Source organism: Flavobacterium azizsancarii (assembly GCF_027980145.1).
Classification (GTDB): domain Bacteria; phylum Bacteroidota; class Bacteroidia; order Flavobacteriales; family Flavobacteriaceae; genus Flavobacterium; species Flavobacterium azizsancarii.
The window spans coordinates 53,821-75,503 of sequence record NZ_JAMZNK010000008.1 but is presented as its reverse complement, the minus strand read 5'-3'; the positions used below and the strand labels follow the sequence as shown (position 1 = coordinate 75,503).

Genomic DNA, 21,683 nt, shown 5'->3' with positions numbered 1-21,683 from the left:
CAGAACTTTTATTTAGATAGTTTTTTTGATAAATCGCCGGTAGCGATGATAGTTTCAATAGCCGCTAATCGTTGTTCGATTAAGGTAGTTGTCTTGTTTACAGATGCTTTATATGAATCATTTTCAGCTTCAAGACGTTCTGATATATTGATAAGACCTTCTTTATACTGTTTTATGGCTAAGTTTAAATTATTAGCGGCTACTTTTTCCTGTTGTTGGGTAATGTCAATTTTTTGAGTCAGGACACTATAATCAACTAGGTTTTTTTCAAGAAGCAATTCCAGTTTTTCTTTCGTATCATCAATTTGGTTTTGTACCTGTTCGATATTGATCTTAGCTTCGTGTACTTTATGTTTTCTTTCAAAACCTGAAAATACTTCCCATTTCATTGCAGCACCCACAACCCAGTTATTGCTTATTGTTACTTCGTTTAAGCCTAAATATAGTGCCTGATTGATTCCCGTAACGATAGGTGTTGTAGCATTTGCATCAAATAAACTTGAGTAAGAAACACCACCAAACGCCCCTAAAGTTGGCAGATAAGTACCTTTTTCCTTCTTTAATAAAAATTCATAGGCGGTTTTAAACGACTCCAGAGCTTTTATTTCCTGTTTGTTTTGGGTACTTAGCTTTTCATCGGTAATCAAATAGGGAATTAAATCGTATTTGACATTATCTGTTTCAGCATTGGAATATCCCGTTAAATATTGGATTTTTTTATAAACTAATTTTCGTTTTCCATCCAGTTCAATTTTCTTAGAGGCTAATTCAAGAGACGCCAGTTTTATTTTATCCCGGTCATAAGGAATTGCAAGTCCTTGTTCTATTGCTTTTGTAACACGTTTGGTTTCTGTTTCAAGTCGTTTTTCGCTTTCTTTTATGAGTCTGTCTATTTCTTTTAAGAGTTCTAACTGATCAAAAGTATTAATAACGTCTTTTGTGATTTGATCCTTTTCTGATTCTTTTAAAAATACGGTTCCTTTCGTTTTTTCATGAATTGCTTTTGCTCCGTTTGGAATTTGCATACCGCTAAATAAGACTGTTTTTGCCATTACGCTTCCATTAAAAATATTTCCGTAATTTTTAAAAGCAGTTTTTCCATCAAACAAAGGATAATTTACAATAGGTATGGTAGCCGTAGGAAGATCGACAGTCAATTTGTTGTCAAAATAAGAGTACAGCGCACTGGCTTCTACAGTAGGAATGTATTTGTTCCAGACTCCTTTTTCCTGAAGATTTAATTTTTCAATATCCAGATCTTTGTTCTTTAAAGAAGCGCTTTTTTCTATAGCTTTAATAATAGCATCTTCAAGAGTGGGTGAAATTTCTATCTGAGCATATCCGGAAGTTATGGAAAGAAAGAAAAAGAGGAATGGTAGATGTTTTCTCATTGTAATTTTTGTTTCTATTATATGATAAATCGTAAACAGATTTTTGTAAGGTATTACAAACGGAATAGGTACGTATAAAATACGGCTATTTACAAAGTTAAGCATATTAGTCTTACATTCTACGATTATAAAAGAGAATGATTGATTGAATTGCAACTTTTTAGTAGTTATTAATAAGAAAATAGAAAGATTTTTGATGTTGATGTACTTTATTTGTTTTTTTATACCTTAGTAGGAATATTTGTAAATTAATTACTAATTAGCATGAAAAAGAAAGCCTTGTTTTTAGCTATTGTGTTGACTGGCTTATTTAGTCTTCCTGTTTTTTCTCAAACTGATAATGAGCCTGTTGCTTTGGGGCTGCCTGGAGATAACCTTAACTTATATGCTGTTTTAGATCTTTTTCAAAAGTCTAAAACCCTTGAGGATTTTGAAAAAGCATTAAATGATCCGGATAATAAGGTCAATAATTTAGATCTGAATAATGATGGAGAGATCGATTATATTGAGATAGAAAGTCACAAAGAAGGAAATACGCATGTAATTGTACTTCAGGTTGCAGTAAATAATAGCGAAACACAAGATGTTGCTGTTATTGAAGTTGATAAGGATAAAAAGAACAATATTCATGTTCAGGCTATTGGTGATGAAGATTTATATGGCAAAAATTATATTGTAGAGCCTGCAAACAATGTTTCCGGAACACCAAATCCCGGATATACAGGAGGTAGCACTGTAATTGTAAATAATAATACAACCAATAATTATAATACAACAACAAGCCCAAGTTATGTAAGCGCCAGTGTTAGTGCATGGCCGGTTATATTATTTTTGTTTTCTCCTGTATATGTTGCGTATCGGTCTCCTTGGCATTGGGGATATTATCCTCCTTACTGGCGTCCTTGGCGTCCGGTTTATTATCATGATTATTGGGGATATCACGGCCATTATTACAGAAGCCCATATTATCGAAGAACTGCTGTTATAAGAAACCCAAGGTATTATAATAATTATGCGAGCAGAAGAAATACATCCGTTATTGTTAGAAATAACCGAACTAACGGACGTTATAACACGACCTATAATGGCAGGGACTATAAAAGACCGGCTCCGGTTACAGCAAGACCAACCAGACCGGGAAACAGTAACAGGCCGGGAACACGCCCAACAAACCCATCAACAAGACCAGGAAATACAACAAGACCGGTAACACGACCTACGAATCCATCGACCAGACCAGGAGGAACCACCAGACCAACAACACGTCCGGTAACACCAACTAATCCATCGACACGACCAGCTGTAAGACCAACGCAGCCTGTAACAAGGCCAGTCACGCGTCCTGTTACCCCGGCTGTTCCGTCTACGCGTCCTGCTGTTAGGCCAACACAACCCGTAACAAGACCTGCAGCACCCAGACCTGCAGCACCCAGACCTGCAGCACCCAGACCTGCAGCACCCAGACCAGCTAATGGCGGTTCTAACAGGAGGTAGGTAGAGGTGATTGATTTTTAAGATGTTAGTAATGGATGAATTTTTAATAGACAGAGCTTATGAATAAAACTTTACTAATAAAACTAATTTTTGTTCTTTTAATAGTGCCCTTTTTTGCAAAGGCGCAAACTACTGATACCCAAGCACTCGAAGATGCCGAAAATACTATCAAATATCCTCAGTTTCAGTTCAAAGGGCTTTTGCAGGCAAGATATTTAGAAAGTTCCGGTAAAAATGTTGATGTTTTGGGTGTGCAGCATTCAACAGGAGAAGTTACTCAAAGTTCGTTTGATATTAAAAGAATGCGTGTTGGTCTTAATACTAAATTAAGCAACACCACTGAAGTAGTAATTTTAGTAAATCTGGCTGATTTTAAATCCGATCCTAAAGGAAAGGTACTTGAAAATGCTTACGGAAAATATACTTTTAATAAATATATTGCTTTAACCGGAGGTCAATTTCGTCCCGCATTTGGTATCGAAGAATTAGTCCCGGTGGATATTATCAAATCATTTGATTTCTCAAATCAATATTATGAATTTGGAAAAAATGGCTGGACGAGTTTTCAAATTGGTGCTTCTGCAAGCGGAAGTTTTGATATTGGTAAAAATCCTGTAAGTTATGCGATTTCCATTTTAAACGGAAACGGGAGAAATCAGGAAATGGATAATGATAACGGAAAACAATATTCGAGCAGATGGGTTTTTGAATTGTCAAAACTTCATAAAATAAATTTAGGATTAAACGGAGGTATCGGTAAAAGATCAGATCAGAAAGTATTTGCTGTGGGGGCTGATATAACAAGTGATTTTAAGTTAACTGACAGGCTTACATTTGATTTGCAAATTGAATACAAACAAGGAACTAATCAAAATCTGTATTTTTCTTTACCGGTTGATGGCAGAACGCCAAATTTGGATGATTACCAAATGAGAGGGGTTTATTTTTTGCCAAATTTCAGATATGTAGTTGATTATAAAAAATTGACCTCTCTTGAGCTATCCTGTCGTTTTGAATCTTTTGATAATAATTTTAAGGTAAACTCGAATGTTAGAAAAACATATACACCAATGATAAGCCTTGAATTTGGGAAAGCTTATTTAGGTCGTATAGAGATGGGATTTGAGATTGATCGATTCGATAAAAATATTCCTGACACCTCTTTTTACAATGATGATTTATTTATCATTCAGTTACAACTCCGACTTTAATCTAATTTAATTCTTGTTTTTATGAAAGAAGTAAAAATTCCTCAAACCTTAATTACACTTGCAATTGGAATTGCAATTTGGCTAATCCCTGCGCCAAATGGTGTAAAAATTGAAGCCTGGCACTTATTTGCAATTTTTGTTTCTACTATTTTAGGAATCATCTTGAAAGCTGCTCCAATGGGTACGATGTGTATGATTGCGATTGCGTTAACAGCTTTTTCGCAAGTTTTGGCTCCCGGTGAAGCCGGAAAATCAATTACTTTGGCGCTAAGAGGTTTTGGAGATAAAGTGATTTGGCTTATCGGGATTTCATTTTTTATTGCAAGAGGTTTTATCAAAACAGGTTTAGGAAACCGAATTGCGTTTTTATTTATTAGAGTATTCGGAAAAAGCTCACTTGGATTAGCTTACGGTTTGGGTTTAGCCGATTTGGTTTTGGCCCCGGCTGTACCAAGTAATACCGCCAGAGGAGGAGGGATTATTTATCCCATCATGAAATCAATGGCAATGAGTTTTGGTTCGATGCCTGACCAGCCGGAAACGCACAGAAAATTAGGTTCATATCTGACATTAAGCAGTTATAATGCAAATTTAATAGCTTCGTCTATGTTTCTTACCGGAACAGCGAGTAACCCGATGTGTCAAAAATTTGCCCTTAACTTAGGAATTAAAATAACGTGGATTTCGTGGGCAACGGCAGCAATTGTTCCCGGTTTAGTTGCCTTTTTTGTGATTCCGCTTGTGTTGTATAAAATTTATCCGCCAGAATTAAAAAAAACTGGAGATGCGCCACAAATTGCGGCTCAAAAGTTGAAAGAAATGGGGCCAATAAGCCGTAATGAATGGCTGATGCTTTTGACTTTTTTTATCTTATTATTTCTTTGGATGACAGGAGATTTATTCTCTATCGATGCTACAACAACAGCATTTATTGGTTTAGTGATTTTATTGCTGACCTCAGTTTTAACCTGGGAAGATGTAAAAGCCGAAAAAGGAGCCTGGGATACAATTGTATGGTTTTCGGTTTTGGTAATGATGGCAAGTTCGCTCAACGAACTGGGCTTTATTGGCTGGTTCAGTAATTTGGTAAAAGCAGAAATTGGCGGATTAAGCTGGCAAATGGCTTTTCCTATTATTATACTGGTATACTTTTTTAGTCATTATCTTTTTGCAAGTGCAACCGCACACGTAGCAGCGATGTATGCGGCTTTACTTGGTGTAGGTGTTTCACTAGGGATTCCCGGATTATTATTAGCTTTTATGCTTGGTTTTATAGGATCGCTTTATGGAACTTTAACGCATTACGGACATGGGCCGGCACCCGTTTTTTTCGGGAGCGGCTATGTCGATTTAAAAAGCTGGTGGGTCAAAGGACTCATCACCGGATTAACAATGTTACTTATTTACATGGTTATTGGTGGACTGTGGCTGAGACTTATTGGTTATTTTTAAAAATTAAATTCTAATTCCGGGAGGAAGTAATTCCTTGTAAGTAGGGTTTTTTTTGATAAATAATACAATTCTGGGATGAATAGGCATTAATTTGAATTTCTTTTCGATAATGATATCCATGATGTTTTTAAGTACTACATCAATTAATGCTTGATTGTCAAAACCTTCTGGTGAGTTGATTTTAGTTAGAAAGATTTTTTTCTCCTGAAATGAATATTCAACAGAAAGTAATCCTTCGGGTACTATGGTTTCAAATTGTCTTGCAAAAGTGTTGTCTTTGATTTCCATAGTTTCAATAGGTTCCATATTAGTCATGTTTTTTGGGGTATTGGATTAAAAAATAATAGAAAAAGAACGTTAATAGCACTATGTGAAACATCTTGGAATGATGTTTAAATAATGATTATAGTATCTACAAAGGTAATCATTTGATTTTCAATATAAAATTATTTTTTGAAACCCCATATATAGCTGGGTTGGCCGTGTTTTTTGTGATTTTATTTCGTCTAAAAAACAATTATGGTGTAACATTTGTAGTGTATATTGCTAAAAAAATTAATTTTATCTTGAAATTAAAACCTATAACTATAAACCTTTTTCGAACAAATGAGTAAAATCCCTGTCTATTTTATGCCTGGTCTGGCTGCTAGTCCGGCTATTTTTGAAAGAATCAAATTAGATGAATCTGTTTTTGAAATGTGTTTGTTAGAATGGGAAATTCCACTTCCAAAAGAGTCTTTGTCTGATTATGCATTGCGAATTGCAAAAAATATTAAACACGAAAATCCTGTTTTAATTGGAGTTTCCTTTGGAGGAATTTTGGTTCAGGAGATATCAAAACATATCCAGACGCGAAAAGTAATTATTATTTCGAGTGTCAGAAGTAATGCTGAATTTCCGAGAAGAATGAAAATTGGAAAGAAAACGAAAGCATACAAGCTGATTCCGATGAAGCTGATCTTGAATATCGAAAATCTTGCTAAATACTCTTTTGGAGAAAAAGTAAATAAACGGATTAAATTATACGAAAAGTTTTTAGCTGTTCGTGATCTCAAATATTTGCAATGGGCCGTTGAATCTGTTATTCGGTGGGATAGAAATGAGATTGATGCAGCCGTTGTTCATATTCACGGTGATCAGGACGATGTTTTTCCTATAAAGTATATTAATAGTTGCATTGTTGTAAAAGGAGGGACTCACATCATGATTCTGAATAAATACAAATGGCTGAATGAAAATTTGCCTTCGATTATACTAGAAGATTAAATACTATTTTTTATCCCGAAGCTTCGGGACTAAATTCTAAATGTTATGATTGGGAACCTTTTTTCAAAGTCTCAAACTTTGACAAAGGTAGTTGCGCATAGTAAACCCGACAGGTTTTTAAAACCTGTCGGGTTTCGATGTGTAATCTTTGTCGGTTTTTTTATGTGATTGCTCATTCTTCGAAATGGTAATATTGGGTTGAGACTTCGACTTCGCCAGCCTGAAAACAAAAAAATCCCAAACTCTTTTGGAATTTGGGATTTTAAAATATTTTGGAATTTGAGAAAGTTCTAGATTTTCTTCATTTGATCTTTCATCATTGTAATTTGTTCTTTCAGCATTCCTTGCTTGTCTAATTTTTTAGCTTCGTTGAGCAAATTAGTCGCTTCAAGTTTTCTGCGGCGTGACATTGCAACTCCGGCAAGGTTTAATTTTGCTACTGCTAAATCCATATCCATAGACAATCCAAGTTCGATTGCTTTCTTGAAATGTTTCTCGGCCTGATTGATATTGGTTTGAGATAACATGATTCCGTGCAGATAATTAAAGTATCCTTGTTGTTTTCGTACTAAAGCGGCTTCCGGATTTTTGATGTATGCCAGCCATTTTTTAGCACCTTCAAAGTCTTGTTTTCTTAATTTAAGGAAGGCTAAAAGGATAAATTCATTTTTAAAGTAAAGAAAAATTGGAATTGCCGTCAATAAAATAAGGAATATTCCGTTCCCGATATTACTCTCTGTAAATTGCCAAACGCCTGCGACTACTAGAAGTCCGGCCAAAATAAGTTTAATATTCTTGTGAAACATAATAGATGTATATTTATGATTGCAAATATAGTAAAATGAATTAAAAATATTTTTATAAAACTACTTGCGAGAAAAAAAAGTCTTTGTATATTTGCACTCGGTTTTGGAACAACGATATTCAAAACAGAAAAACAGAAAATAGACACCATTTTAAAGATACAAAGCAATGAGCAAAAGAACATTTCAACCATCGAAAAGAAAAAGAAGAAATAAGCACGGATTTATGGACAGAATGGCTTCTGCAAATGGAAGAAAAGTTCTGGCGCGTAGAAGAGCTAAAGGAAGACATAAATTGACTGTTTCTAGCGAACCTAGACACAAAAAATAATGTTTCTATAAACATAAATAAGGCGTTACTTTTTTTAGTATCGCCTTTTTTTATACCTTGTCGGTAAAAAATTCTCAACGTTCTAGTTTAGAATAGACTACGAATGTTTTTTAAAGTACTTTATATAACTACACAATACAAATAAAATGCCTAAAGACACATCAATAAAATCAGTTTTAATAATAGGGTCAGGACCTATTGTTATTGGTCAGGCCTGCGAATTCGATTATGCAGGTTCTCAATCTGCACGTTCTATTCGTGAAGAAGGAATTGAAGTTATCTTGATAAACTCAAATCCAGCGACTATCATGACCGACCCAACAATGGCCGATCACGTATATTTGAAACCTTTAACTACTAAATCGATTATTGAAATTCTAAAAGCACATCCACAAATTGATGCTGTTTTGCCTACCATGGGTGGACAAACGGCTTTGAATTTATGTTTGGAAGCTGATGAAAAAGGAATTTGGGCAGATTTTGGAGTGAAATTAATTGGAGTTGACGTAAACGCTATTAATATTACAGAAGACAGAGAGCAGTTTAAACAACTTCTTGAAAAAATTGATGTGCCAACTGCACCTGCAAAAACAGCTACTTCTTATTTAGAAGGAAAAGAGATTGCTCAGGAATTTGGTTTTCCACTTGTAATACGTCCTTCGTTTACACTTGGAGGAACCGGAGCTGCAATTGTTTATAAAAAAGAAGACTTTGATGAGCTTTTAACACGTGGTTTAGAAGCTTCGCCAATACATGAAGTTTTGATTGACAAAGCTTTGATGGGTTGGAAAGAGTATGAATTAGAGCTTTTAAGAGATAAAAATGATAATGTTGTAATTATCTGTTCAATCGAAAATATGGATCCAATGGGAATTCATACCGGAGATTCGATTACGGTTGCACCAGCAATGACATTATCAGATACCACTTTCCAGAAATTACGTGACTATGCAATCTTAATGATGCGTAGTATCGGAAACTTTGCGGGAGGTTGTAATGTACAATTTGCGGTTTCACCAGACGAAAAAGAAGATATCGTAGCAATCGAGATTAATCCTCGTGTGTCACGTTCATCAGCTTTAGCATCTAAAGCAACTGGATATCCAATTGCTAAAATTGCTTCTAAACTGGCTTTAGGATACAATTTAGATGAATTGCAAAATCAGATTACAAAATCAACTTCGGCTCTTTTTGAACCGACTTTGGATTATGTAATCGTGAAAATACCTCGTTGGAACTTTGATAAATTCGAAGGTGCTGACAGAACTTTAGGTCTTCAGATGAAATCTGTTGGTGAAGTAATGGGTATCGGACGTTCTTTTCAGGAAGCTTTACACAAAGCAACTCAATCTTTAGAAATTAAAAGAAACGGTTTAGGTGCTGACGGAAAAGGATATAAAAACTACGAAGAGATTATAGAGAAACTAACTTTTGCAAGTTGGGATCGTGTTTTTGTAATTTATGATGCAATCGCAATGGGAATTCCGTTGAGCCGTATTCATGAAATCACAAAAATCGATATGTGGTTCTTAAAACAATATGAAGAACTTTATACTTTAGAGAAAGAAATTTCGAACTATAAAATTTCGAATCTTCCAAAAGAACTTTTGCTTGAAGCGAAACAAAAAGGTTTTGCTGACAGACAAATTGCTCACATGGTGAATTGTTTGGAAAGTGAAGTGCATACTTTACGTATGAATTTGAATGTTAATCGTGTATTTAAATTAGTAGATACTTGTGCGGCAGAATTTAAAGCAAAAACTCCTTATTACTACTCCACTTTTGAAGCTGAAATAGAAAAAGCAAACGGCGAGCGTTATGTAGATAACGAAAGTGTTGTAACTGATAAAAAGAAAATTATCGTTCTTGGTTCAGGACCTAACAGAATTGGACAAGGAATTGAGTTTGATTATTCTTGTGTTCACGGAGTTTTGGCTGCCAAAGAATGTGGTTACGAAACCATTATGATCAACTGTAATCCTGAAACTGTTTCGACAGATTTTGATACAGCAGATAAATTATACTTCGAACCTGTTTTCTGGGAACATATTTATGACATCATTCAACATGAAAAACCAGAAGGTGTAATTGTGCAGTTAGGTGGTCAAACAGCTTTGAAATTAGCTGAGAAATTATCTAAATACGGAGTAAAAATCATTGGAACTAGTTTTGATGCGCTTGATTTAGCCGAAGACAGAGGTCGTTTCTCTGAATTATTGACTGAATTAAAGATTCCTTTCCCACAATTTGGAATAGCAGAAACAGCTGATGAGGCTTCTGCTCTTGCAGATACTTTAGACTTCCCATTATTGATTCGTCCTTCTTATGTATTAGGTGGCCAGGGAATGAAAATCGTAATCAACAAAAAAGAACTGGAAGAACACGTTATCAATTTGTTGAAAACAATTCCTGGAAATAAATTGCTTTTAGACCATTATTTGGCAGGAGCAATCGAGGCAGAAGCAGATGCAATTTGCGATGCTGACGGAAATGTGTATATCATAGGAATTATGGAGCATATCGAACCTTGCGGAGTTCACTCTGGAGATAGTAATGCAACATTGCCTCCTTTTAACTTAGGAGAATTCGTAATGCAGCAAATAAAAGATCATACAACAAAAATAGCAAGAGCGCTAAAAACAGTTGGTTTGATCAATATTCAGTTTGCGATAAAAGACGATACAGTTTATATTATCGAAGCAAATCCTAGAGCTTCACGAACAGTACCGTTTATTGCAAAAGCTTACGGAGAACCTTATGTAAACTATGCTACGAAAGTAATGTTAGGACACAATAAAGTAACTGACTTTGATTTTAATCCACAATTAAAAGGATATGCAATCAAACAACCGGTTTTCTCTTTCAGCAAGTTCCATAATGTAAACAAAGCATTAGGACCGGAGATGAAATCAACGGGAGAAAGTATCTTGTTTATTGATGATTTAAAAGACGATCAATTCTACGAATTGTACTCTAGAAGAAAAATGTATTTGAGTAAATAATCTCAAATCCTGATATAAAAAAAGCTCCATGAAAATGGAGCTTTTTTGTTTTTAGTATGGATCAGCTGTTTAATTCATGAAAGTTCTGATCTAATTTTTTAATTAATTTTAGGTATAGTATTTTGTATATCAGCCATATTGAGTACGTGATCGCGGAAAGAAAAACAACTAAAATGCTATAAAAAATAAGCTGAAATAGAAGTGGACTGTTTTGTGAATTAGCGTGGCTGATGAATTGCTTATAAGAAGAATTGTTCTCTAAATATAAGTAAGCAAAGACAAGCGAGTTTAAATTAAAAATAATTAAACTGACATAGATGTAGTTATAAACTGATTTTCTTGTTTTTAAAATGTTTTTTGATAATTCATTAAGGTTAGAGTTGGCATTAATTTTCTTAAAGTTGAGGTAGAATTGTATTATGAAAAAAATAAAAATAGCGTAATACAAATAATCTAAGTATAGCATTATCCTACTGTTTTGAATATCTAGTATTTCTTTCGTAAAAAACTCTTTCCCGTCTAAAAAGAAGGGTAAAATAGAAAGAGCAAATTCAAATAAACTAATAATAAAAATCTTTTTCACGATTGAATTTGAATTCAATTGTATTAATTTTTTTAATTCGGAGTATTCAACATAGGTCTTTCTAAAATCTAAATTCACCCATGCTAATTTTAAAACACTTAGTTTATTTTGGTTTTCCATTACTAATCTTTTATGATTAGTCTCTTTTTTTTGTATAAAGTTACAATAGGGAATTAGAGTTAATATTATGCGTGTTTTTCTTTTATGCTATCCATTATAATCAGTTAAAGTGGGGATACTGTTTTTGGGATAATCGAACATATTAGTTCAGCTTAAATTTCTTATTATAAACTTTGAAAATTCGATATGAAAAGGCTGCGAATAAAAAAAAGTCCCATTTTCATGGAACTTTTAAAGGTTAATTTGGAAGTTGGTTTAGTTAGTTTTTTTTAATGTTATTCATTAGAGAATGACATATTATCTCTTGTGTTTTTTTGTACTGAAATTGCCCCAAACAACGCTAGTAAAAAAGCAAATGCATAAAAACCTTTTTCGCTTGGTAAAATTGTAGCGTTCCAAAGTCCAACAGCTAATAATACAATTGATAATAGCGTTCCGAACCAGCAAATTCCGTAGTAGATATCTGTTACCGGAAGTTTTTCAAGCCTGTCTCTAACACTTTTTTGTAATGAAACTACAGCAAAAAGACCAAACATTAAAACGGTAAAATAATATCCTTTTTCATTTAACAGCATTTCTGCTCTTGCAAGCCCAACGATGTATCCAACCATTCCTGCTCCAAGAGCTACCCAAGATGCCGCTATAAAGGCATTCGATGTTTTTTGTACCATGTTTATATTAAAATTTATTTATATTTCGAAAAAATTCCAGAATCCAGAGCCGTCCAGTAACAGCATTTTTGTCCACTTGCTTTTAAGCCGCTATTGGCCCACGTATTGCAAGTGTGAAACAAACTATAGCTTCCGTTAGCTTCATAGAAAGCATCGGTTTTGCCATAGATTGCATTTGTTTTTATGTTTAAGAAATTTCCCGAAGCATCTTTTTGAAAACTGTCCGAGATGTATTTTATCAAACGATCATATTGTTCTTTACTGATCATCATTCTCTTGCAATCATCGGCTTCTTTTAACTTTTTATAATAAGTAGCATGAATAGCAGTATTGCTTAATCCGGATACCGCCTTGAATGCGACAGAAGCTTTTAGATCTGACCATTCCGGTGTTTCGAGATAAAAGCCTTTATCTCCCCAGCCCATTGCGATATATTTATAAGTTGAGTCGGCAGCTTTTGTGTTCTCAAATTTTACTTGTTGGCTCCAGTCGATTTGATCATTTTTAGTAGGCATAACAATATCTGTATGCACCCCATTTGTTAAAATATAAATTTCGACTTCAGGTTTTGTATTCACTTCTTGATTTACTGTGATTTTAGAAAGAGAAAATACAGCTACTAAGTATATTGCAATAAATGCAAAAAGAACCAGAAATATTTTAAGCGTGATTTTTAATACTTTTTTCAACGATTATTGGTTTTATTTTTTAATTCCTTATTTCGCTAATTCGTAAGTTTTAATTTAATAAACTTATTTGATCGGATGCAAATATAACCAAATTTGATTCACATCAAAATAAATCGAACTAAATATTATGCAGTATAATCTTTCAAATAATTATAAGAAAATAGCTCGATAATTTGTTTCTTTTTTGAGTTAATATTTATTTTTTTCTATGTTCAAAAAGAAGAATAAATAAAAAAAGCTCCATAATTATGGAGCCTTCTCGTTTTAAAGTAAGATAGATGTATTATTTAACCAATTGTTGCAAAGGTTTCAATTGTTCCATATCGATTTTTGATTCTTTCAATACAGACATTAAGGTCATGATATTATTTGGATTCATGTTTTTTCCCAGCACGCGAACTACAGCAAAGCCGCTTTCTTTTTTGTTGGCAAAAACTACGAATTCTTCAATATTATCATCAGTACCAACATAGCTTATTGATGCACCGTCTTTTCCTGAGCCAAAACTCATCAACTGTTGGTATTTTGGATCTTTAAGTATTGCTTTAACTTTAGCTCTTTCTGTTTCGAACTCTGCCTGATTTTTATCGTTTGATTTAAAAGCTAAAATATTCATTTTATCAAATGATTTTAAAGCTTCATTTTGTTCAGCAGTTAGTTTTGTTTTTTCTAAGTTCAAAATACCAGGTGAAACATCCAGGGCAATAAAGTTTTTATTATCTGTGTTCTCTACAAAATACTTTTGCAGCGAAGGATTAGAATTACAACTTATTAAAGTTAGTAGTACTAAAAGGGCTGAGGTAATGATGTTCAGTTTCATCTTATTTTTTGCTTTTAGAAGCTTTTTTTAGTTCAGTTCCGCCAGGAAGCTGCATTTTGTCCGTAAGAACTGAAATTTCATTTAGATCGAAGTTACCCGTTAAAGACAATAAAACAGTATCATCGTTTTTGCCACCGTCCATAAACATTAGCAATTCTTTTATCTGAGTATCAGATGCACCGGATCTAACCAATATTCTTACGTTTTTACCACTGTCATTTACTCTCATTAATTCTTCTAAACCAGCTGTTTTAACGTACTTGTCAGCAGAAGCTTTCATATCTGCTTCAATTTTAGGGTTTTTAGTAGTAAACACTTTTAAGTAATCTAATTTTTTAATCAGGTTAATGTATTGTTGCGTTTCTTTATCAGAAGCATCAACTTTTACCTTACTCATTAAGTCAAACATTTTTTTGTTTACAATTACTGATGTCACGTCATCCTGGCCATCAAATTTGTCAAATGCTCCCTGAGCATAAAAAGCGTGGCTAACAAATGCTAAAACTAGTGTTATGATGAAATTTTTCATTTTTGATTGAATTTTAATTATTGTTTAAAAATTTTGTTTTTTGATTCTTCATATTCCTTAATGTATTGTACACTTTCTATACCTACATTAACATTGCTTGATAATAAGGCCAAAGCTTTTTGCGTCGCAGCGAGAGCTTCTTCCGGATTATCGTAGGTTCCTAATTCTGATTGCGCCACAACCGGAGGTGTATTTTTTTCGCTCACGTAAAAATAGGACCCAATTCCCAGTAAAACAACAGCCGAAGCCGCAATTGATAACCATGCTACATTTCGTTTTTTAGTTTGTAATGGTATTTCCTGCGTCGATTTTTGTTCTTTTACCTGAGAGAAATAACCAAACATAGGTTTGTATTGCTCTAAATGCTGCGCAACATTTGGTGAAGAAAAATATTCTTTTAATTCTTTTTCTTCGGCAATAGTCGTTTCTCCCTGAAAGTATTTTTCTAATATATCCTCTATTTTATTGAATTCCATAACCGTGTGTATTAAGCATTGATTCTCTTATTTTTTTTCTCGCTCTCGAAAGTGCTACCCGAATAGCCGTTTCATTCATATTGACAATTTTCGCAATTTCTTCAAATTCATATTGTTCAACATCGCGCAACTGAATTAATATTTGCAGTTGTTCAGGCAACTGGTTTATAATTTTTTCCACCCATTCTAAACTATTAGAATCTTCTAGTTTTTTATCTAATAAAGGTTCCCGATCAGTATAGTTATTATGAACAATTTTAAGATTTCCGGCTCTTTTTGATTTTAGCTGATCCAGACAATAATTTTTGGTCATGGTCATCGCAACAGCTTCTACGTTGTTATAATCGCTTAAATTCTCTTTTTTATTCCATAATTTTACCATTACTTCCTGAGTTGCATCTTCCGCCTCTTCGGTACTGGTTAATAATCTTTTTGCCAGACGAAAAACTTTGTCTTTAAAAGGATTTATTAATTCTATAAACACATTTTGATTCATAAAATTTGGTAGTTATTCGTTGGTTACTCGTTAGCTTATATAGTCAAGACGAAGCACTATTATTTTTGTTACATGATGATGTGTAAATTTTATAACAAAAAACACTTTAAATTTATCATTGTTAAAACTAAAGATACTATTTTTACGTTAGTACTAGATATACCCACTATATGAAAACAATATTAAAGAGCGTCCTGTTATTATTTTTACTTGCCTTTTCTTTGCAATCTTGCGAGGATCAGGATGATGTGGCGGCTCCTGCGGCTTTGCAAGTAAATGATTTTGTTTGGAAAGGATTAAATCAATTCTATTTATGGCAAGCAGATGTTCCTAATTTAGCAGATGATCGTTTTAATAATCAGGAATCTTTAAATTCTTTTTTAAGAGGATATTCTAAACCGGAAGATTTATTTCAGGACTTATTGAATAAACCAATTAGTAAATTCCCAAAAGGTCAGGCAATCGATCGCTTTAGTTGGATTGTTTCTGATTACAGCGTTTTGGAACAAGAACTTCAGGGAACTACAAAAAATAATGGTGTAGATTTTAGATTGGGCTATAGACCGGGAAGCGCGACTAATTTAGTGGGCTATGTGCGTTATATTATTCCAAATTCTGATGCTTCGAACAAAGATATCAAACGTGGAGATCTTTTTACAGCCGTAAACGGAACCCAACTTACAGTTTCAAATTATCAGGCACTTTTAGCGGCTGATAGTTTTACTTTAAATATGGCTTCTTATACCGGAACTGATTTTGAATCTAACGGAAAGACAGTTGCACTGGTTAAGACAACTCTCAATGAAAATCCAGTTTTTATTAATAAAGTAATTCCATCAGGAAGTTCAAAAATTGGTTATTTAATGTACAATGGTTTTTATGCCAATTATGATTCACAGCTTAATGCAGCTTTTGCTGAGTTAAAATCACAAGGAATTACAGATCTTGTTTTGGATTTAAGATATAACGGAGGTGGTTCTATACAAACAGCAACACGTTTGGCAAGTATGATTACGGGACAATTTACCAATAAGATTTTTGCTAAAGAAAAATGGAATGCAAAAATTAATGAGTTTTACGAAAGCGAAGATCCGGAATCATTGAATAACAGGTTTGTTGACAAAATAGACGGAGCTGCAATTAATAGCTTAAACTTGTCAAAAATATATATTATAACAACAAGCGGTACAGCATCTGCGAGTGAATTAGTAATAAACGGATTAGCGCCTTATGTTTCTGTAATTCAGGTAGGCGAGACTACTGTTGGAAAAAATGTAGGTTCGATAACTTTATATGATTCTCCAACTTTTGGAAAAGCACAAAGAAATCCTAATCATAAATATGCAATGCAACCCCTGGTTTTGAAAATTGTAAATGCTGCTGATTTTGGTGAATATACAGACGGTTTAAAACCTACTTACGAACAATTAGAGCGCATAACTAATTTAGGTGTTTTAGGAGATTCGTCAGAGCCATTACTAAGTGTTGCCATTTCGAAAATTACCGGATCAACGGGTAAAAAAGTACAATTAGATAAAGGAATAGTTTTAAGGAACTTTACAGATAGTAAAGCAATGACCGGAACAAGAGATCAAATGTATATAGAGAAAGCGCCGGAAGGACTTTTAAGAGCATTAAAATAAGACCAATAAAAAAGGCTTTCAGAAATGAAAGCCTTTTTTTTATGTTCAGGAACTAAAACTTAATCTGCTTTTAGATTAGTTATTAAAGTAGAAACCGTTTGGTAAAATAGATACTCCAAATTTATTTAAAACCGTTCCTGTTAAAGAATAAAGATAAATGTTTCCGTTATCCTGATAGTTTACTGCGTCAGCCACATATAATTTACCATTTTTTGCAGCAAAGCCATAAAGAGAACCAACCTCTTTTGCTTTAAATGTTTCTGCTGTTGGTAAAGCCGTTGCGTTTGTTGCCATAGAATAAATACTGTTTCCAATAGTATAATATATTTTGCTATTGTCAATATCTAAGAAATCAGGATGCGTTAGTCCGGGAAAATCAAGAGTAGATGTTACTGCATTCGTGCTTAAATTAACTTTAACGATTTTACCGGTTGTTTCCGGCGCTGCATAACTAGGTCTTCCGTTGCACAATACATATAGAGTTCCGTTTTCTTTTACTAATGAACTAGGAACATCACCTACTACAAAATTTGATGTAACTGTATTATTTGCAGCGTTTATTATACTCAGTGAGTTTCCTTGTCCGCCTCCGCCTTTGTGCGCTACATAAAGTTTACCGTTGTTCTCAACTATTTTTTCAGGACCTTCAACTACAGGAATTGTAGAAGTAACAGCATTTGAGGCAAGATCAAGAACCGCTACATAATCATCTGTTTTAATAGCGATATCTCCCCAGTTTGTTATATATCCTTTTCCATTTGCAAAAGCAATGTATCTTGGGTTTTTTATGTTTGTAGTAATAGTGGTAATACTTTTGAAAGTATATCTGTTAACGACTTCGATTTTATTAGAACCGTTTACAACAATATAAGCTATATCACCATTAAAACTAACAGATAAAGGAGTGTCACCAGTAACTTTGCCTGGGTTTACTAAAGTAAATACGTTGTTTTCTATTTGTAAATCATCTGATAAATAAGAGATACTTCCATTTGGCGTTAAAAAATTACCTTCGTTAACAATGAATAGCCCACCATCATAATCTCCTCTTGGTGCTTGATTATCATTGTCATCATTGCTGCACGACACAAGAAATGCCGAACTTATCGCAATGGTTAAAAACAGTTTATTAAATCTTTTCATGATATTTAAAAATTAAGGTTAATGTATAAAGTATAGTTTGTTCCGGGCATCTGTCTGCTTATGACAGGTTGATAGTTTTCGTTCCAGATATTAAATATTTGCAAGCCAATTTTGTAACTGTTCTTTTTTCCAAAATCATAATCAGCTCCAAAATTTCCAACGTTATAATCTTTTACTCTGGTTGCAGGATTATTAAAAGGAGTGCTGTAAACATCGCCATTATATAAATACTGAAAATAAGAGGATACTTTTTTCCAATTGTACGAAACCGATCCTGTTAGTTTATGATAAGGAACATATACAAGTTGCTTATAGACCAATTCACCGCTTATTAACTGTTTGCTTTCTGAAACGGTATAGGCATAAGTACCATTAAGCGTAAAATTATGGTTGTCTATTTTAGTTCTCCATTCCAGAAGTACTTCCGCTCCATAAGCTCTCACTTTTTTTGTGTTTTCAGGCGACCAATTGTCTCCGCCTCCTTGTGATGGTACCCAGCGCAATAAGTCTGTGATCGAATTGTAGTAAGTAGTTACAGATAATGAAAAGTTTTTCGTGAAAAATTCATTGCCAATTTCCGCCTGATAAGATGTCTCAGGTTTTAAGTTAGGATTACCGCTTCCTTCCCAAAACAAATCATTGTAAGTAGGCATTCTGAAATTTTTAGAAGCATTGAATTTTATGCGATAAAAATCGGTAAACAAATACCTTGTTCCTAAAGAAAAAAGAAAAGGATTGCCATAATTGTCGGTTACTTCCTGACGAATACTAGCGTTATAATCCCATTTATCAGTTACTAAATGACTTAATAATAAACTTGCAGAACCTATTTCTCTTTTTACATTATTGATGCTTGATCCGTATCCTTTATTACGATTATAGTCAATGATCGAATTAAGTTTTATTTTGTCATTTACATCAAAAGCCAAATCATATTTTATAATTGAGGTTTCGACTTTTCCATAAGTAAACAAATCAGAATCTATGTCGGAGAAATATTTATAAGATTCACCAATATGAGCCAATTTTACTTTCGAAGTAAACCGATCAAATTTATTTTCCCATTCTAAAAGGTTTCGGGTATTAAAATCGCCGTATTTTGTTTTGGATGCTGTAGGAGTAGTTAAAGAAAAATGACGCTCAGAATCATAAAACTGGCTGTATAATTTTATAGTATTCTTAGAATTGATTTTATAACCAAAAGTGGTGTTCATACTCGTATTGTAGTATTCTCCATTGATGTTTTTCTGATCCGTATTTCCAGGATATTTAAAATCATTTTCTGAACTGTTTCTGGAAAAACTTACTTGCAGACTATACTTATTTGATGAAACCATAGTGCGATAATTGGCACTGTAAGTATCGTAACTGCCGGCACTAAAAAAGAGATGGTTTGAAAACTCTTTTTTAAATTGTAAATCATTGTTAAGGTGTATGCTTCCGCCTATGGCACTGCTGCCGTACAGAACACTTCCGCCCCCGCCTTTTACAGCTATAGAATTGAAATCTCTTGTTCCGATGGTGTTGAAATCTGTCTGACCCAGAAATTGCGAATTGATATTGATACCATTCCAGATAACGGCAGTTTGTGATGCGGTAGTTCCTCTAAAAGAAGGGCCGGATGTCATGCCAAGACCATTTTCTTTAAAATAAATAACAGTATTGTAATTTAAAAGGGAAGTTAAGGAAGATTGATTTTTATTAATGACAGAATCATTCAATACCTGAACTGATTGTGAGTTCGAGTATTTCTTAAGATTGGTATCAGAAACGATGACTTCTTTTAATTTATTAATAGAATCACTTTGCGCCGAAATAATCTGGCACAACAACAGTAAACAAAAAGCAAAAAGTTTTTTTAAAGTCATAATTTCAATACTCTTTTTCCCGAGAGCTCGATATTTGTTACAAAGGCAGGTCTCCTGGCTTGCGTCTTGTTGTTTACCTTCCCATTCGCCGGGGCGAGCAGTGGTTTTGTAGTTAACAACAAGCATTCGTTTAAGAACAAAGCTTACAGTTGCGGGTACAGCTCAAGATTTTTTTAATTATTTACTTGATTCCCTTTTAATGTGTTAAAAATGAACACAACCTTAATTTCGTGCAAAGATAAAGTTAAAATTGTCGATTTTTCAAATTTGTTTGAGTTTTAAAAACAAATTCTGAACAAAAAGACGTTTATAGTTCAATTTTGATGACTTGCCCAAAATCTACCTTGTTTTTAAAGGCGTCTTTTAACGGCAGCGAACTATGATGACATAATATACTTCGAATTAAACCTGCATGCGCTACAATAACGACAGGCGTTGTTATTTCTTTTGAAATCTGCGATAAAAAATCACCAGCTCTTTTATGTAATTCTATAAATGATTCCCCGTTTAAAGCATTAATATTTACAAAATCTTCCATCCAGGGATTGAGTTGTTCCGGTGGAATATCGTTCCAGTTTTTCATTTCCCAATCACCAAAATTCATTTCTAGCAGTCGTGCATCTTTTTCGAATGAATTTGCCTGTATGTTTTTCTGAATGTATTCGGCCAAAATCATACAACGTTTTAAGGGACTCGAAAAAATAACAGCTTCTGAGGGTAATTGCAAAACAATGTTTTCGAAAATGTTTTCAAAAGGTTCTGCTAAACCCACATCCGATTGTCCGTAGCAAACTCCTTTCTCGCAAATCGTTTCGGTATGACGGACTAGATAAATTTCCATATCAAAAGAATGCTTAAATAATAAATAACTTCACAAACTTGTTGTGTTGCTCCCAGGCAATCTCCGGTATAGCCGTCGATCCATTTTTGAAAATAACGAGCTAAAAAATAGCGCATTACAAATACCGGAATTACAGCTAAAAGAAATTGATATTGAAAATAAGATAAAACCAATAACGGAATTAACCCAAAGAAAAATGAACCTAAAATTTCTTTCCAGGTATTTTCTTTAGCAATAGGTTTGCTTTTGCTCGAAGCGTCTTCGCGAGAATATTCGTGAGTAAAAATAATCGATATAGCAGCAAGACGACTTAAAGCATGCGCGGAAATAAATAAAAGAAAAATCTGGAAAAGAGCGATAGCATTATCTGCCTTAAAAAGCGAAACAGATTCTGAAAGCAATTTGAATTTTAATAAAAAAAGCAAAACCAAACCAATTGCTCCATAAGCGCCAATCGCACTATCTTTCATAATGATCAGGATTTTTTCTTTCGTCCATCCTCCGCCAAAACCATCGCAAACATCAGCAAATCCATCTTCATGAAAGGCGCCGGTTGTTAGTACAGATATAATAAGAGCAATAATCACTGCAGTTTCTGTTGAGAGAAAAAAAGAAGAAAGATAAAAAGCCAGAAAGGAAATGGTTCCCACAATCCAACCAATCAAAGGAAAATAACGTGTGGCTTTATTCAAATAATCAGGATGATGATCAATGTTTTTAGGACAAGGAATTCGGGTGTAGAACATTAAGGAAGTGAAGAAGATATGTAGTTCTTTTTTCATTTTTAATATAAATTTAATTTAGTCTTGTCATTTCGACGAAGGAGAAATCATACTCGGGGCTCGACAAAGATT

20 protein-coding genes, 1 pseudogene and 1 riboswitch are annotated in these 21,683 nt (G+C 33.8%); of the genes and pseudogenes, 8 read left to right on the top strand and 13 right to left on the bottom strand.

Translation table 11 applies throughout. From position 1 onward, the window contains the following. Positions 1 to 8: 8 nt before the first annotated feature. On the bottom strand, positions 9 to 1,391 hold the full coding sequence (locus NJT12_RS07215; RefSeq protein WP_271335212.1) for a TolC family protein: 1,383 nt from the start codon (positions 1,389 to 1,391) through the stop codon (positions 9 to 11). A 264-nt stretch (positions 1,392 to 1,655) separates the two neighbouring features. Here NJT12_RS07215 and NJT12_RS07210 point away from each other — a divergent pair, with 264 nt between their 5' ends. Genes NJT12_RS07210 through NJT12_RS07200 form a run of 3 tightly spaced genes read left to right on the top strand, consistent with a single transcriptional unit; the run spans position 1,656 to position 5,548 of the window. Then, on the top strand, positions 1,656 to 2,885 hold the full coding sequence (locus NJT12_RS07210; protein WP_271335211.1) for a YML083C domain-containing protein: 1,230 nt from the start codon (positions 1,656 to 1,658) through the stop codon (positions 2,883 to 2,885). 59 nt (positions 2,886 to 2,944) lie between these two features. Further along, the gene (locus tag NJT12_RS07205; protein ID WP_271335210.1) at positions 2,945 to 4,096 is read left to right on the top strand and encodes a porin; all 1,152 of its coding nucleotides are present in this window, start codon (positions 2,945 to 2,947) and stop codon (positions 4,094 to 4,096) included. Between the two features lie 21 nt (positions 4,097 to 4,117). Further along, positions 4,118 to 5,548: an anion permease gene (locus NJT12_RS07200; protein WP_271335209.1), complete on the top strand. Its 1,431-nt coding sequence runs from the start codon at positions 4,118 to 4,120 to the stop codon at positions 5,546 to 5,548. 3 nt (positions 5,549 to 5,551) lie between these two features. On the opposite strand, the gene NJT12_RS07195 is transcribed toward NJT12_RS07200, so the two are convergent. After that, positions 5,552 to 5,836 (bottom strand): GNAT family N-acetyltransferase, encoded by a 285-nt coding sequence (locus tag NJT12_RS07195; protein ID WP_414655387.1) that lies wholly within the window; start codon positions 5,834 to 5,836, stop codon positions 5,552 to 5,554. Positions 5,837 to 6,154: 318 nt separating this feature from the next. Between NJT12_RS07195 and NJT12_RS07190 the strand changes: the two genes are divergently transcribed. After that, positions 6,155 to 6,814: an alpha/beta hydrolase gene (locus NJT12_RS07190; protein WP_271335207.1), complete on the top strand. Its 660-nt coding sequence runs from the start codon at positions 6,155 to 6,157 to the stop codon at positions 6,812 to 6,814. 290 nt (positions 6,815 to 7,104) lie between these two features. Here the strand turns inward: NJT12_RS07190 and NJT12_RS07185 are convergent, their stop codons facing one another. Next, complete coding sequence (locus NJT12_RS07185; RefSeq protein ID WP_065451088.1) at positions 7,105 to 7,620, bottom strand: hypothetical protein; 516 nt, start codon at positions 7,618 to 7,620, stop codon at positions 7,105 to 7,107. A 166-nt stretch (positions 7,621 to 7,786) separates the two neighbouring features. Here NJT12_RS07185 and rpmH point away from each other — a divergent pair, with 166 nt between their 5' ends. Together rpmH and carB are read left to right on the top strand one after the other, a co-directional pair. Beyond that, the gene (gene rpmH, locus NJT12_RS07180; RefSeq protein WP_008464848.1) at positions 7,787 to 7,948 is read left to right on the top strand and encodes a 50S ribosomal protein L34; all 162 of its coding nucleotides are present in this window, start codon (positions 7,787 to 7,789) and stop codon (positions 7,946 to 7,948) included. A 146-nt stretch (positions 7,949 to 8,094) separates the two neighbouring features. Next, positions 8,095 to 10,950, top strand: coding sequence for a carbamoyl-phosphate synthase large subunit (gene carB, locus NJT12_RS07175; protein ID WP_271335206.1), 2,856 nt, complete (start codon positions 8,095 to 8,097; stop codon positions 10,948 to 10,950). Positions 10,951 to 11,928: 978 nt separating this feature from the next. Here the strand turns inward: carB and yiaA are convergent. From yiaA to NJT12_RS07160, 3 genes are all read right to left on the bottom strand, one after another. Further along, a complete protein-coding gene (gene yiaA, locus NJT12_RS07170; RefSeq protein ID WP_271335205.1) occupies positions 11,929 to 12,324 on the bottom strand; it encodes an inner membrane protein YiaA in 396 nt (131 codons plus the stop codon). 14 nt (positions 12,325 to 12,338) lie between these two features. Next, complete coding sequence (locus NJT12_RS07165; RefSeq protein WP_271335204.1) at positions 12,339 to 13,013, bottom strand: TIGR02117 family protein; 675 nt, start codon at positions 13,011 to 13,013, stop codon at positions 12,339 to 12,341. 283 nt (positions 13,014 to 13,296) lie between these two features. Further along, on the bottom strand, positions 13,297 to 13,761 hold the full coding sequence (locus NJT12_RS07160) for a DUF4252 domain-containing protein (RefSeq protein WP_414655386.1): 465 nt from the start codon (positions 13,759 to 13,761) through the stop codon (positions 13,297 to 13,299). Between NJT12_RS07160 and NJT12_RS25125 the strand changes: the two are divergent. After that, positions 13,682 to 13,864, top strand: a pseudogene (locus NJT12_RS25125) (hypothetical protein); the annotation flags it as partial. The gene NJT12_RS07160 and the pseudogene NJT12_RS25125 sit on opposite strands and share 80 nt — an antisense overlap. Here the strand turns inward: NJT12_RS25125 and NJT12_RS07155 are convergent. The 3 genes from NJT12_RS07155 to NJT12_RS07145 are packed head-to-tail and all read right to left on the bottom strand — an operon-like array spanning position 13,835 to position 15,334. Beyond that, a complete protein-coding gene (locus NJT12_RS07155) occupies positions 13,835 to 14,362 on the bottom strand; it encodes a DUF4252 domain-containing protein (RefSeq protein WP_271335202.1) in 528 nt (175 codons plus the stop codon). The pseudogene NJT12_RS25125 and the gene NJT12_RS07155 overlap by 30 nt on opposite strands. A 17-nt stretch (positions 14,363 to 14,379) precedes the next feature. Next, the gene (locus NJT12_RS07150) at positions 14,380 to 14,838 is read right to left on the bottom strand and encodes a hypothetical protein (RefSeq protein WP_271335201.1); all 459 of its coding nucleotides are present in this window, start codon (positions 14,836 to 14,838) and stop codon (positions 14,380 to 14,382) included. Then, entirely contained in the window at positions 14,825 to 15,334 is a 510-nt protein-coding gene (locus NJT12_RS07145; protein WP_271335200.1) for an RNA polymerase sigma factor, read from the bottom strand. Before NJT12_RS07145 ends, NJT12_RS07150 begins: the two co-directional genes overlap by 14 nt. A 170-nt stretch (positions 15,335 to 15,504) precedes the next feature. Here NJT12_RS07145 and NJT12_RS07140 point away from each other — a divergent pair, with 170 nt between their 5' ends. Next, positions 15,505 to 16,977, top strand: a complete 1,473-nt coding sequence (locus NJT12_RS07140) for a S41 family peptidase (RefSeq protein WP_271335199.1) — start codon at positions 15,505 to 15,507, stop codon at positions 16,975 to 16,977. Positions 16,978 to 17,052: 75 nt separating this feature from the next. Here NJT12_RS07140 and NJT12_RS07135 read toward each other — a convergent pair whose 3' ends face one another. From NJT12_RS07135 to NJT12_RS07120, 4 genes are all read right to left on the bottom strand, one after another. Continuing rightward, on the bottom strand, positions 17,053 to 18,120 hold the full coding sequence (locus tag NJT12_RS07135) for a YncE family protein (RefSeq protein WP_271335198.1): 1,068 nt from the start codon (positions 18,118 to 18,120) through the stop codon (positions 17,053 to 17,055). 5 nt (positions 18,121 to 18,125) lie between these two features. After that, complete coding sequence (locus tag NJT12_RS07130) at positions 18,126 to 19,988, bottom strand: TonB-dependent receptor plug domain-containing protein (RefSeq protein ID WP_271335197.1); 1,863 nt, start codon at positions 19,986 to 19,988, stop codon at positions 18,126 to 18,128. 27 nt (positions 19,989 to 20,015) lie between these two features. Further along, positions 20,016 to 20,228, bottom strand: a riboswitch (cobalamin riboswitch). 67 nt (positions 20,229 to 20,295) lie between these two features. Then, positions 20,296 to 20,829 (bottom strand): alpha-ribazole phosphatase, encoded by a 534-nt coding sequence (gene cobC, locus NJT12_RS07125; protein ID WP_271335196.1) that lies wholly within the window; start codon positions 20,827 to 20,829, stop codon positions 20,296 to 20,298. Continuing rightward, the gene (locus NJT12_RS07120; protein ID WP_271335195.1) at positions 20,814 to 21,611 is read right to left on the bottom strand and encodes an adenosylcobinamide-GDP ribazoletransferase; all 798 of its coding nucleotides are present in this window, start codon (positions 21,609 to 21,611) and stop codon (positions 20,814 to 20,816) included. Before NJT12_RS07120 ends, cobC begins: the two co-directional genes overlap by 16 nt. Between the last annotated feature and the right edge of the window lie 72 nt (positions 21,612 to 21,683).